The sequence below is a fragment of the Coleofasciculus sp. LEGE 07092 genome, from assembly GCF_015207375.1.
Taxonomy (GTDB): domain Bacteria; phylum Cyanobacteriota; class Cyanobacteriia; order Cyanobacteriales; family Coleofasciculaceae; genus LEGE-07092.
On sequence record NZ_JADEWY010000004.1, the window covers coordinates 40,746 to 52,868 of the forward strand.

The 12,123-nt window shown below is 46.1% G+C and carries 12 protein-coding genes; 6 read left to right on the plus strand and 6 right to left on the minus strand.

From position 1 onward, the window contains the following. Positions 1 to 169: 169 nt before the first annotated feature. Both IQ257_RS01960 and IQ257_RS01965 read left to right on the plus strand, forming a co-directional pair. Positions 170 to 1,612, plus strand: coding sequence for a BCD family MFS transporter (locus IQ257_RS01960; RefSeq protein WP_193873217.1), 1,443 nt, complete (start codon positions 170 to 172; stop codon positions 1,610 to 1,612). Between the two features lie 45 nt (positions 1,613 to 1,657). After that, complete coding sequence (locus IQ257_RS01965; protein ID WP_193873218.1) at positions 1,658 to 2,509, plus strand: inositol monophosphatase family protein; 852 nt, start codon at positions 1,658 to 1,660, stop codon at positions 2,507 to 2,509. A gap of 396 nt (positions 2,510 to 2,905) precedes the next feature. Here the strand turns inward: IQ257_RS01965 and dnaG are convergent, their stop codons facing one another. The 5 genes from dnaG to IQ257_RS01990 all read right to left on the minus strand — a co-directional run bounded on the left by dnaG (position 2,906) and on the right by IQ257_RS01990 (position 7,598). Beyond that, complete coding sequence (gene dnaG, locus IQ257_RS01970) at positions 2,906 to 4,894, minus strand: DNA primase (RefSeq protein ID WP_193873219.1); 1,989 nt, start codon at positions 4,892 to 4,894, stop codon at positions 2,906 to 2,908. Positions 4,895 to 5,045: 151 nt separating this feature from the next. Beyond that, entirely contained in the window at positions 5,046 to 5,402 is a 357-nt protein-coding gene (locus IQ257_RS01975; protein WP_193873220.1) for a hypothetical protein, read from the minus strand. A 288-nt stretch (positions 5,403 to 5,690) separates the two neighbouring features. Next, complete coding sequence (locus IQ257_RS01980) at positions 5,691 to 6,497, minus strand: TPM domain-containing protein (RefSeq protein ID WP_193873221.1); 807 nt, start codon at positions 6,495 to 6,497, stop codon at positions 5,691 to 5,693. Between the two features lie 190 nt (positions 6,498 to 6,687). After that, on the minus strand, positions 6,688 to 7,233 hold the full coding sequence (locus tag IQ257_RS01985) for a DUF948 domain-containing protein (protein ID WP_193873222.1): 546 nt from the start codon (positions 7,231 to 7,233) through the stop codon (positions 6,688 to 6,690). A gap of 11 nt (positions 7,234 to 7,244) precedes the next feature. Beyond that, on the minus strand, positions 7,245 to 7,598 hold the full coding sequence (locus IQ257_RS01990; RefSeq protein WP_193873223.1) for a YtxH domain-containing protein: 354 nt from the start codon (positions 7,596 to 7,598) through the stop codon (positions 7,245 to 7,247). A gap of 169 nt (positions 7,599 to 7,767) precedes the next feature. On the opposite strand from IQ257_RS01990, the gene IQ257_RS01995 reads away from it, so the two are divergent. After that, on the plus strand, positions 7,768 to 7,926 hold the full coding sequence (locus IQ257_RS01995) for a hypothetical protein (protein ID WP_193873224.1): 159 nt from the start codon (positions 7,768 to 7,770) through the stop codon (positions 7,924 to 7,926). On the opposite strand, the gene IQ257_RS02000 is transcribed toward IQ257_RS01995, so the two are convergent. After that, a complete protein-coding gene (locus IQ257_RS02000; RefSeq protein ID WP_193873225.1) occupies positions 7,909 to 8,259 on the minus strand; it encodes a hypothetical protein in 351 nt (116 codons plus the stop codon). The two genes, IQ257_RS01995 and IQ257_RS02000, sit on opposite strands and share 18 nt — an antisense overlap. Positions 8,260 to 8,497: 238 nt before the next feature. On the opposite strand from IQ257_RS02000, the gene IQ257_RS02005 reads away from it, so the two are divergent. From IQ257_RS02005 to IQ257_RS02015, 3 genes are read left to right on the plus strand one after another with little or no spacing between them, the layout of a single operon-like run. Further along, the gene (locus IQ257_RS02005; RefSeq protein WP_193873226.1) at positions 8,498 to 9,274 is read left to right on the plus strand and encodes a hypothetical protein; all 777 of its coding nucleotides are present in this window, start codon (positions 8,498 to 8,500) and stop codon (positions 9,272 to 9,274) included. A gap of 3 nt (positions 9,275 to 9,277) precedes the next feature. Then, complete coding sequence (locus tag IQ257_RS02010) at positions 9,278 to 9,619, plus strand: hypothetical protein (RefSeq protein WP_193873227.1); 342 nt, start codon at positions 9,278 to 9,280, stop codon at positions 9,617 to 9,619. A 4-nt stretch (positions 9,620 to 9,623) separates the two neighbouring features. Further along, positions 9,624 to 12,122 carry a hypothetical protein gene (locus IQ257_RS02015; protein WP_193873228.1) on the plus strand — a complete coding sequence of 833 codons (2,499 nt, stop codon included), beginning with the start codon at positions 9,624 to 9,626 and terminating at the stop codon, positions 12,120 to 12,122. The last annotated feature ends 1 nt before the right edge of the window (position 12,123 follow it).

Sequence of the window (12,123 nt, forward strand, 5' to 3'; positions counted from 1 at the left end):
TCCAAATTTCCCACACCAAGATACAGGTAATTATTAACCATGCACCCAGTCAGTACGCCATTGGGGTTGCGTTCCTTCTCATTTATTAATTTTACCGTTGCAATACATTACAGACTCTCATCAAGAGGGCGTATAGTTTTAGTTGGGTTAAGAACAGAAATTAAAGAAGATGAATACCAGTGATTTCGCAAAGTCCCAGCCAACTGGAAAGACCAAAGCACCCCCCAAAATTAACCTGCTGATGATGTTTCGGCTGGGTTTATTCCAGATGGGATTGGGTATTCTCACAGTTTTGACTGTGGGAGTTCTTAACCGAGTGATGATTGCTGAACTGGCAATCCCGGCAGGGGTGACATCCATAGTTCTGGCAATTTCTCAATTTGTCGCGCCGACACGAATATGGTTTGGTCAGATGTCTGATGCCAAGCCCCTATTCGGTTATCACCGCACAGGTTATGTCTGGATTGGAGCGGCGTTATTCGCGCTGATTTTGTCCTTAAGCGTGCAAGTCGTCTGGCAATTGGGGAACCTCGTGCAAGTGGCTGATGGCTGGCAGTGGACTATTGAAATATCGGGTTGGACAGCGCTGCTAGCGCTACTGATGGCACTCTACGGTTTGGCGGTGAGTGCCAGTTCTACGCCCTTCTTTACCTTATTAGTTGATGTTTCGGATGAAGACAATCGGGGTCAACTCATTGGCATTGTTTGGTCGATGATGACGGTGGGGTTGGCAGTGGGCGGTATTACTAGTAAAGTTTTGCTCAATCCTCTAGATGATATTAATGCCTCCATTGAACTGGTGCGCTCGTCAATTAGTTGGCTGTTTGTCGTTGTCCCGATTATTGTTTTGGGACTTGCGTTCGTGGCAACAGTGGGGGTGGAGAAAAAATACTCCCGCTATGCGTCCCGCTCTCGGCTTGTTGATCGAGAAGATCAGATTACCCTAGGACGAGCGTTAAAAATTTTGACGGCTAGTCGGCAAACGGGTTTATTTTTCACCTTTTTAGTGGTAATGACCTTAAGCCTGTTTTTACAAGAAGCGGTTCTCGAACCCTATGGGGGTGAAGTTTTCGGTATGCCCATCCCGGAAACGTCTTTTCTCAATACCTATTGGGCGTTGGGGATGTTGGTAAGCTTGAGTGCTACTGGCTTTTTCTTGATTCCGCGTTTCGGTAAGCGCCGAACGACGCAATTTGGCTGTATCTCCGTAGCGTTTTGTTTTATTTTAATTATCCTGTCAGGATTTACTGGCAATGTCAGGATGCTGCAAGGGGCGCTAGTCCTGTTTGGCTTATTTACGGGTGTCTTGACGACGGGCGCACTCAGCTTGATGCTGGACTTAACAGCCGCAGAAGCCGCAGGCACGTTTGTGGGTGCTTGGGGATTGGCGCAAGCCATGGCAAGGGGTTTGGCAGTAGCTAGCGGTGGCATTATCCTCAGTGTCGGAGAAGCTCTATTTGCCAAGCCAGCCCTGGCGTATGATTTGGTATTTGGCTTACAAGCCTTGGGGATGATTGTGGCAGTTGGGTTGCTCAACCGAGTGAATGTTCGAGAGTTTCAAGATAATGCTAACAGAGCGATCGCTACGGTGATGGAAAGCGATTTAGATTGAATCGTCATGAACCCGGAATAAACGTTAAAGGAAAAACAAAAACCCGTGAATGAGTTTTGGACAGATATTCTCAACTTTGCGAAAGAGACAACGAACCGTGTCGGCACCCAACTGCTGCCTGATTTCCGACGGGTACAGGCATTCCAAAAAGCCGATGGTAGTTTGGTGACAAAAGCCGATCACTGGGCAGATGATACCCTGCGAGAGGCGATCGCGTCTCGTTTCCCCAGTCACGGTATCTTGAGTGAGGAAGGAGAACACCAGTTTCCGGATACGGAATGGTGCTGGATTATCGATCCCCTTGATGGCACCACCAACTTTACGCGGGGAATTCCCATTTGGGGAATTTCCCTAGGGTTGCTTTACCACGGCACGCCTGTCTTTGGTTACGTGCATTTTCCTCCCATCGCCCAATCCTTTCATGGCTTTTGGGGTGGGGAATCGGGACTCTCAGAAGTGCCGACTGCCGCATTTATGAATGAATTTCTGATTCACAGCAGTCCCGACGAACTCAGTAGCAACCACTTTTTCAACCTTTGCTCTCGCAGTACCTCACTCTTACAGCAACCCTTTCCCTGTAAAATGCGGATGCTGGGAGTTGCTAGTTACAATTTCATCACCGTAGCTACCGGTGCCGTCTTAGGAGGAATAGAAGCAACACCCAAAATTTGGGATATTGCTGGGGCTTGGGTAATTGTGCTAGCTGCGGGTGGTGTTTGGGTGCCTCTAGAATCCGAGGCAATTTTCCCCTTAAAAGTAGGGGACGATTACAGTAAGCGATCGTTTCCCACCCTAGTTGCCAGTCGTGATGAACTGGTGAATGTTTTTAAATCCCACATTCAATCTTCTCAATTCAATCCAATTCTTGATTGTTATAGCAACTGCCAAGACGGTTAGGACTCACATCTTGCACCAGTCTCACTAACCGCCAGTGGTTTAAAGCACTGGCTCATAGCTGGCATTCGTCTTGCATACGACTGGATAAGAGTTTTAGTCCATTTCAATGGACTTGAGCTATTAGCCCGGAGTTCAAACTCCGGGCGGATTTTCGGGCTTATCGACAAAGGTGCAAGATGTCAGTTAGGACATATATGAATTTAGTAGAGACGTTCCGGCGGAACGTCTCTACCAGAGTTTGTCCTAAGATATGTGTCTACTGCTATATTAATGTTTGTTTGCTGAAATCTTGCCTCTAAGTCCCACTAAGCTGGCAAGGGTTTAAGGCTACTGTAAGTCCCCCCCTAGGGGGAACTTCCGTTTAAACTCCACTTAATCCCTATCAGGGATTGAAACCTATAGCTGGAGAATTTCCGAGAAATGAACCTGACGCATTTGCTCTAACTCTTGAAGTTGTTGATCTGCGGATTGGAACTCCTGCCCATAGTACTGTTTGAGCGCCCGTTCCTTAGAGATATCCAGTTTTTGCCATTGCTCTAGACAGTAACTTCGATGCCTTTCGCACGCTACCATCTCCAGACAAACTGCTGCCGTCCGAATCACCAAAGGGGTGCGGGTGATCTCTTCCAAACACTTTTCGTCTAAATGAAATAGATGCTCTACTTGAGCCAATTGGTCAGGAAACTCAATGCTGCGGTCTTGTAATAGCGAAATCAATGGGTTAGATGTATCTCCTAACATTTGGTCGGCGATTGCTTGCAATTCTAAAATTTGCTGCCACAAAAAGCGGTGATTGGAGAGGCTAAAAAGCAAATCTTTTGAATCTAATGTATCAATGATAGTCTGCCGATATTCGGGACGGTGAAGGTAGATGCGTAAAAGTAAGGCTTCAGCTTGTTCTAAAAGATTTTGTTCTGAACTAATGGGTAATAATAGTGCAGAATCTTGATTCTTTTTATTTTGCTTTTGTGTTGGCAGTGATGCGTTCTTGATTGGGGGAATTCGTAGCTTCTTGAGTTGAACTTGTAGATTTTTAGCGTATAGCGGTATAAGTCGATTTTGTCCCTGACTGAGCAGTTGAGCGCAGTGGTTGATGTAATAAGTCCGTTGGTTAATATCTTCTACTTGGTTGAGTAACTTCACCATTTCTCGCGCAGCTTGCTGAAACTGGTTCGCATCTCGACTTCGCTCAGTTTTAGCTTGGGTGATGTCTTTATCTAAAAGAATTTGGTTGATTTGCCAATCCAGCCACAAAGGAGCATCAATTAGCAATTGCTGATATCGTTGGGCAGCGTTGGGGTGCCCTTTAAGGAACTCATCGGCATCTTTGCCATCGGGAAGGTTGAGAATCCGCAGTTGGACTTGTCCTGTATAAGCCAAATTAGCAATTTCGCCGATCGCTCGTTCTGCTGCTATATTCCCAGCCCGATCCGCGTCAAAGTTGAGTATAATTTGCTTAGATTCGGTGTAACGTAGGAGTTGCCGTACTTGGTCGAGACTCAGTGCTGTACCGAGGGAAGCTACTACATTTGCGATACCCACAGCATGAAGTGCGATCGCATCAAAATAGCCTTCCACCACAACGGCTTGATCGTGCTTACCAATAGCATTCCGAGCTTTATCTAGAGCAAATAAAGTTTTACCCTTATCAAAAAGCTGAGTTTCGGGAGAATTGAGATACTTGGGTTGTTCGTCTCCTAATGCTCTCCCCCCAAAGCCGATTACCCGTCCCTGAGCATCATGAATGGGAATTATAATGCGATCGCGAAACCGATCATAATAACCATCCCCTGATTTACGAGGCAAAATCAAACCTGCTTGCTCTACCAGTTGCACGGGTTTGCCTTTGTGTTCTACCAGATAGCGGTAAATCGTTTCCCAACCCGCCGGTACATATCCCAACTGGAACTGCTGAATCGTTTCTTCCGAAAGACGCCGTGAGAGCTGCAAATACTCCAGCGCGTGCTGCCCTTGAGGTTGCCGCAGGGCGTGTTGGTAAAATGCTGCTGTTAGTGCCAGAATCTCATACAGTTGCTCACGCACAGATAACTGACGCTGCAATTCCTGCCGCTGTTCAGGTTCTAACGTTTGCACTGGCACCTGATAGCGTTGCGCCAAGTCAAGAACAACTTCACTAAACGACTGCTTCCCCACCTCCATCAGGAACTTAATCGCATTTCCACCCACACCACAACCGAAGCAGTAATACATCTGCTTGCTGGGGCTAACGGTGAAGCTGGGCGTCTTTTCTTCATGGAAGGGACACAAACCCACATAGTCTTTACCCCGCTTCCGCAGCACGACTCGCTCGGAAACTACATCAAAAATGTCTACTCGTTGCTTGACTTGTTCAGTGGTATCTGGATGTAGCCGGGGAATTTGCACGAGTTTGTTTGTTGAGACTGTTAATGGCTCTATCTTAATTGGAACATTTTTTTATAACTTCGACTTCAAGGGAGCAGAAGAATTGAGACAGAAGTGATGGAAAAGCGAGAGTTGCAGCGATCGCCCGACAGAGGTAAACTTTTCAGAAAGCTCATGACCGAATAATAGATTTTCTCGCCCAGTCTCTCGTATTTTCCAGGTAAATCAACACCGTTCTCCAGTGTTGTATCCACCAGTCTCCCTCTTTATTAATACAGTTTTTGACGGTTTCTAGATAAAAAAGGGTAGTACTGCGCTCGTAGTTGTTGGGACACCGTTCCAGAATTAGATTGTAGAGCTGTTGCCACTGCTCCAACCAATTCCCCTGATTGGGATGAAAAATTGCCTCGAATAGATTCCGCCAGAAAAATTCGATGGTGCCAATGTCCTTGAGGTTTTCGTTAGTTGGCTTATCCCAACCGGTATAACGAGCGCGTAAATCACTAATCGGGGGGAGACTGCCGCTCATAGAGATCATATAAGGGAGGGGTTAAATAGGTGCTGCATAGATTTTAGAGATCGAAGGGACTCTAGCTAGGGGAAAACCTGTCCCGTCTAACATCGTATTACAGCACAACTGAGTCGGAGTTGGAACCGAGCGATCGCTTTCTTTTATCTGCTATTCCCCTCAATCCCTTATTCAGTGGGGCAGAAATGGCTGGGTGTAGGAGGTAGGGAAAAGAAGTGTAGCCAGAAAATTTTTAGCAAGAGTGAATCACTAATCCCCCTTCTGTCCATACCCCACACCCCCATTAGGCTAGGTTTCAGAAGCTGGAGTTTGGGCGATGACAGGGGATAAGTAAGCCACTAATGCCCCTAGGAGAAAAGCGATTACGTTGCGAAATAAAGGCAACCATTCGGACGTTCGGGTAACGACTGGACCTATTCCAAAAGCAATAAAGAGAATGCCCCAGAGGGGAGAAAAAATTAACGCCCATTGCCACGCTACTATTTGCTCTGAGTTTTTGCCAGGAATACAGGCAAATCCCAATACTACCCCACCAACCAGAGAGCTAATGAATGTAAGAATCCACTGTTCCCGTGGTAAACCCGGTACAACCTGACACCCCCCTTGACTTAGACAGCTTTGTATGGTATTCAAGGCTTGCACAATCGATTGGTTTTCGCCGTTTTCACGGACAAAGTAGAGGTTGCCAAAGCGAGTCTGTAATTCTATCCAAAAAGTGCGCGGCAGGAATTCGTAAAGGTCATCCCCCACGTTGAAACCCAATAGATTGCCGCCCCGTGGATCAGCAATCAGCAAAACACTTTTGTCGTTCAGCCCCCAGAACTTTCTGACTGCCAGACCCGGTGTGCGATCGTATTGAGTGAGTACTCGCAGTTTCCAGCCCGTCTGAGCTTCAAAGTTTTCCAAATCTTTAATAACTGCCTCTTCTTGAAGTGTTGGCAGCAGGTTCGCTAAATCAATGATGGGTGTCTGGACTTCAGGAAGTAAATCGGGATTGTTGTAAGCTCGTGCTACTGGCGCAATCGTCCAGACTGAGAAGGCAAGACAAAAGGCTAGCAGGGATACTAAAAGTCGTCTTGGAAAAAAATGCTGCATCGTCTCAATGAAGGCAATGGACAGTAAGGAAGTCTTTTAAAAAGGGAATAAGGTCAGAAGTTCTTTACACTTGTTTACTTTACTCTAATATTGGCAGCGATCGCAAAATTTCTTGAGTAAAACCTTCAAGGCTTACGCAGACACCCTATATCTGGCAGGACACGATACCAAAGACCCTACCCATGGTGATTTAGAGGCTGTCTCTGCGTGAGTCCGGAGCTTCGCGATTGCTCGGTGCGTTATCCGTTTGAGTGATATCGTCTTCTGTATCTGAGGAGAACTCAGCCATTGAGTCAGAGTTTTGGCGATCGCGCAGATCGATAGCCGTTCTTTGAGACGGTGGCAAGCGATCCATTGACCTACGTCCTGTGGAGGGGCGTTTCCAGCTTTTCCAAGCCGCTTTCACTCCCGCAAAAACGCTGCGAGTTCCAACCTGCACATTTCTAGCTTGATTTTTAGTGCTGCTGATACTTTGATCAACTTGTTTAACCACTTGACCGGCGCTTTTAACACCTTCGTTCACATCATTAGTCAAGTCACTAATTTCTAAACCTGTCAGGCGAATGGCTTCTAGGGTAGGCGGTAACTCTCGCTGGAGTGTCTCCGCCAATTTTCCCACACTACGAGCCGCCCGTGCCAATTCTTGCAAGGCAGGCAGTGCCGCCACCAAGACAGCAGTTAGGCTGACAGCAACTAATAAAATAGATAATCCTAGCCAAAAAAGAGGGTCAATCACCGACAACTCGCCTACAGTTGGTGGTCAGGAACTGAAGGGTGTGACTCAGTGGCTAAGTCAGACTGAGACTGCTTGAGTTCTATTTTCTCCCGTGCTGAAGCCTCAATCCCCGCCGCGATCGCTTCCCGCAGGCGACCTAGTGTCCCATCCCAATTACGCAGTGCCGATTCTGAAAGGCGATCGGCTTGTAGTTGTACGGTGGTCGATAAATCTTCGGCTAAGTCAGGTAAGGCATCTGCTGATTTCTTCAACAATTGCCGCGTATCCCGACCCGTGCGCGGGGCAATCAGCAAACCCGTCACGGTGCCAATGACGCCCCCCACCAGCAGACCACCAATAAAGGCTCCAGCACTTTTCTTTGACATCTTTTGGTTTCTATTCCTACACCAATTTTATGCAGATCTGCTCCCTTGAAACTGGCGAGAGTTTCTTGAAGACTCTGCTGTTTTGCTAAGATGCCGGTGATTATCCGTTCTTGCTAGCTCCCTTGTAACATAAAGGGATGCAATTAGCCCGGTTGGTCTTTGTGAAACAATGACTGGGAACTCTATTCTCCAATCCAAGTCCAGCGATCGCTTGACCCTGAGCGAAGTCGAGGTATTGAGTTGGCGTGGTGAGGATGTCAATACTCTACTCATGGCAGTAGTGCGAAACGCCTCAAAACTGCTGTTGCCCCTAGGGGCGGCGTGGTGAATATCTTGACTTTCTGGAGTGCGATCGTCCACTATTGCGGCGAAGCGCAAAGCGACCGAGCCGTTGAAACAAGCCCAAAATTAACAAAACTCGCTGAACTCGTTGCAACTGAACTTCGAGTTGCTGATAACGATCCCTCAATCCCTCTACCCCCAACTGACCCCGATAGATGGTTTTGGGAGTACCATGCAAAACCGCATAGGTACTGCGTTCAGCAGCAGCAACAATATCAGCAGCTCTTGCTAATACCCGCCGCAATTTCCAGACTCGCCAAGCAACATAGAAACCCAACAGCGAGATCAGCACGTTGAAAACTACAACAACCGTTACCATTTTTAGGTCTCGGGCAATCAACAGTGGAATCAAACTCAAACCGGAGATTCATCGCTGTAGTTAATGAACCCCAGCGATCTCCTTTATCCCTGCTTATTTTCAAGGGATGAGAATGAAAGCACTCCACTCACTTAAAAATAAGTTGAACTGGGTTTGAGTGATGCCAGGAGGCGGATTTGAACCGCCGACACGAGGATTTTCAGTCCTCGCTAGCCTTAATACAATAACACAAGTATACATGACAGAAAAAAAATGTGAGGGCAGCAAGCAGGCAGTAGTACTCTGGCAGACAGGACAAGGAGAAAAGAGGTTTCTTAGCCGAAATCCTCCTATTTCCTGGGTTTGCAGCCCTGGTCCCCCGGAGGGGTGTGGAGTTGCTGGAAGTTGGATAGTAGACTCCGAACCTATTGGAGTCAATGGCTGTGGAGCGTGGGGGTACTGGAATGGTAGTTATGAGTATGAATATTCAAGCTCCTCTAGGCGAGTAACAACAGTTTCACTGGAAGGATTCACTTCTGATAATCCTTTTATTTTTCAAGGAACTATAAAATCTTCTTGTGATGGGCGCACAATGGCGGAGAGCTTGCGAAAAAAACCTTCAAATCTTCAAGTCATCCATGCCAAAATGGGCGCAAAAAGCACTAAAGTCTCTGGAAATTCAAGAGATGATTTGAGTATAGAAGTTGTTCAGTCTGAGTCGCTTTATTTTAGCTACATTTATTCAAACTGCAAAAAAAGAAATTTAGGACAAGCCATTAGAAGCTCAAGAAATAGTTTCGACCTTATTCGTAAAGCAGTTTTCACTGCTGATAGTTCTCAATTACTAGAAAAGGGATATTTCAAAATTTGGGATGCAAGAGGGCAAGTTTATGAAGAAAGAGTAGAAACTGAATGTCCGACCGTAAAAGTAATTTGTGATAAGGCTTGCCCTTCCAGTACCTGCGAATGTAGGCACGGCAACCGAGTGTGCTGCTACAATTCACAGGGATATGTTATTCACAGTTTTTTAATTTAAATTATGTCCCTAACCATACAACAAAGATTCGGCGTGAACAGTTCCCTGGTAAATCAAGAGTTGCGAATTATCCTAAGTGATTTAACCGCAGTAGGCTTGGAGGGGTCTAGCCCTACTGCTGATCAGATACTTGACGCAATCCTTCAACTCAGTCTGCTCAATCAACCACAAAATGCAGTAGACGATCCAACTATTGGTATTGTTGTCGCTGAAAGCTTACTAAATAAGGCTTTTGTGCAGCGCGGGACAACAGAGGCAGGCAAACAGATTGAATATCAAAAAACAGTTAGCAGTTATGTGCTTGACACCATAACGGATTACGATCCAGACAATTTAGTTTCTTAAAATAATGAGCACCTGCGAAAGTCTAGCAACTAAAGCCGAAGTCGCAGAACTTCGGCAACTTCTTAATCGGAAAGCGGATAAATCAGACCTGAACGCAATTCGAGGAACAATCAATGCTCTCTGGAACCGGATTAATCAGTGCTGCAATCAGCAGGGAGGAAAGATTGATGAAGAGGCGCTCTTTCAACGCCTTAAATCAAAGATGCTTCCTGTTATAGGAAGCACTGTAGCTCTCTCTTTAAGTCCTTATAAGCCTTTACTGGCATTGAAGCCGCAAATCCCAAGCTTATTGCAAATTGTCTCTCAGCTTAAGGGGTTGGTTCCTACCTTAAAGAATCTAGCGAGTAAGCTTGGTCCGTGGGCTACGTTGCTAGCTACTATCGCTCAAGCGGCAAAAGTGTACAGCGGTGTGCGGGAAAATATTAGCGACTGGCGAGATTTCTTCCGCCAGCAATCACAGTCTCAATCTCAGCCCAAATCTTCAGATCTTACTCGGCTGGAAGCAAAGGTAAATAACCTTAACGATATTGCAGCGGAAGCTCGATCTAATGCTTCTAATGCTTTAATTCAATTAGACAAGTTAAACCCAAGAGTGGATAATCTTAATGATTTAGTAGCGCAAGCGAACTCCAATGCGTCTGCTGCAATTATTGAGTTAAAAAATATTGTTACACCCAAGCTAAGTCAACTTAATGATTTAGTAGCGCAAGCGAACTCCAATGCGTCTGCTGCTGTTATTGAACTGAAAAATGTTGTTACACCCAAGTTGAAGCAACTCAATGATTTAGTAGCACAAGCGAATTCCAATGCGTCTGATGCTGTTATTGAACTGAAAAATGTTGTTACACCCAAGTTGAAGCAACTCAATGATTTAGTAGCACAAGCGAATTCCAATGCGTCTGATGCTGTTATTGAACTGAAAAATGTTGTTACACCCAAGCTGAAGCAACTCAATGATTTAGTAGCACAAGCGAATTCCAATGCGTCTGATGCTGTTATTGAACTGAAAAATGTTGTTACACCCAAGCTGAAGCAACTCAATAATTTGATAACTCAGATTAACTTAAACCTTTCGAGACAAATTTCTGGATTACAAGGAGCGATCGGAAACCTCCAAACTGCGATAACCACAGCTCAATCCACTGCCAATAATGCCCTAACCAGAGCGCAAACCGCCGTGACGACAGCCGCCGCCGCGACCACTACCGCAACCTCCGCTGGCGCAGCAACGGGTGGGTTACAAACGAGCCTTGGTCGAATTACTCAGCAAATAACAAATATCACCAACCAAATAACAAACATCACCAACATTCGCGCTGATGATCCAGTGGCGCGAAGTCTAGCAAACCAAGCGATTAATCTAGCAAACCAAGCGCTTCAACAAATTATGGGACTTGATGAAAGCATCGCAGCGATTCCGGCAGCAGTCGGAGCGATTTTGACTCCCCAGTTGGGTCAGCTTTCAGGAAAAATGGGAACGGTGCTCACTCAAACCGCTCCAACAGCTCTCTCTAATGCAGCAGCGGCGGGTGTGTGCAATACCGCCAAACCGGGGGGATGCTTAGGAAATCAATTTGGGGGCTTAAATTCTAAGCTGGATGGGATTCAGGGCTTGCTCAATCAGCTAGGAATCACTGGGCTGGCAGCACAGATGCAGGCTGGCTTTGCCGCTACTCAAGCACAGGTCAGGGTTTCTCAAGCCGCAATAGCTTCTCAAGTCGCGGGGGTCAGCACGGCGGTTAGCACTATGTCTGCTCTGATGGTTGAAAAGTTTAAGGCTACCTGGAATTTCTTCCAGATGGATCGAGTTATAAATGTCCTAACATTAGTAACTAGCCTTATTACGGCTCGACAAGTTACTGTTGATTTAGCCGAATTGTTTTTTGAAGTAACGGGAACTGTAATCCAGGCAATGCAGGCTGTAATCCCTGGCTTCCTCCGTAACCCGGACGGAGAAAAAATGGATTTAGACCTTGATGAGTTTTTCAAAGCTGAAATTGAAAAATTCTTAATCGGAATTCTTGGTGTAGAGAACTATAAAGCTTCTAGAATCAAATGGATAAGGCTTAATCGAATTCTAACCAGTGCCGCTAACGTTTTGGATGCTTCGCGGTCAGCGGCTCAGGCAGTTGGAAATGGCGTGGAAGTTACAGCCGGGTTAGTGGGACGATTTTCTAATGCTGCTATTCGTGAGGGGCTTATTAGCGAAGATGGAATGCCGTGGAGTGCCGAAAAATATGAGTTTAATCGCTTTGGGGCGGTCGGAAAATACCTCCAACAGGCTGAGAATTTAGAAGAGGCTCTGGAAACGGTTCAGCAATTGGCTCAAATACCAATTGAATTTACTCAATACTATACTGAAGCCGTACAAGAAACTCAAGAGCTGATTAAGACAGTTGAGGGAGATGAGATTGCTAAGACTGAAGAACAGCGTATTGATAAACTCGTTACAGAGAATGGATTAAATCTTTCTGAAAATCAGCTTTTGAATGACACTAACTGAC

What these genes read in the sequence shown, in the direction of transcription:
- IQ257_RS01960 (WP_193873217.1), top strand. Translation starts at nt 170, where the DNA reads ATGAATACCAGTGATTTCGCAAAGTCCCAGCCAACTGGAAAGACCAAA.
- IQ257_RS01975 (WP_193873220.1), bottom strand. Translation starts at nt 5,402, where the DNA reads ATGAGCGGCAGTCTCCCCCCGATTAGTGATTTACGCGCTCGTTATACC.
- IQ257_RS01980 (WP_193873221.1), bottom strand. Translation starts at nt 6,497, where the DNA reads ATGCAGCATTTTTTTCCAAGACGACTTTTAGTATCCCTGCTAGCCTTT.
- IQ257_RS01990 (WP_193873223.1), bottom strand. Translation starts at nt 7,598, where the DNA reads ATGTCAAAGAAAAGTGCTGGAGCCTTTATTGGTGGTCTGCTGGTGGGG.
- IQ257_RS01995 (WP_193873224.1), top strand. Translation starts at nt 7,768, where the DNA reads ATGACTGGGAACTCTATTCTCCAATCCAAGTCCAGCGATCGCTTGACC.
- IQ257_RS02000 (WP_193873225.1), bottom strand. Translation starts at nt 8,259, where the DNA reads ATGGTAACGGTTGTTGTAGTTTTCAACGTGCTGATCTCGCTGTTGGGT.
- IQ257_RS02005 (WP_193873226.1), top strand. Translation starts at nt 8,498, where the DNA reads ATGACAGAAAAAAAATGTGAGGGCAGCAAGCAGGCAGTAGTACTCTGG.
- IQ257_RS02010 (WP_193873227.1), top strand. Translation starts at nt 9,278, where the DNA reads ATGTCCCTAACCATACAACAAAGATTCGGCGTGAACAGTTCCCTGGTA.
- IQ257_RS02015 (WP_193873228.1), top strand. Translation starts at nt 9,624, where the DNA reads ATGAGCACCTGCGAAAGTCTAGCAACTAAAGCCGAAGTCGCAGAACTT.